1 protein-coding gene is annotated in these 234 nt (G+C 31.6%); it reads left to right on the plus strand.

Annotation, left to right across the window (positions count from 1 at the left end; genetic code table 11):
- The coding region (locus SB775_RS34020; RefSeq protein ID WP_410865707.1) for a DUF5677 domain-containing protein at nt 1-234 on the plus strand (234 nt) is incomplete at both ends.

The raw sequence follows: 234 nt of genomic DNA on the forward strand, positions 1-234 counted from the left end.
GACATTTATTAAAAGCTGGGCACAATGAAGATGTAATGATGTTAGTACGAAGTATTTTTGAAAATTATTTAAGTACTCGATATCTACATGAAAATGAAAACAAACTTGATAACTTTATTAAAAACCCTATAAAAGTTGCGTTAGCCTTTTATAATGTTCAATCAGATGGGGTACTAGTAAACCGAAATCAGGAGGAGATTGGAAAGCAAGAAAACCCGAGTACCTTTAAAATGG

This window comes from Peribacillus sp. SIMBA_075 (assembly GCF_046534585.1).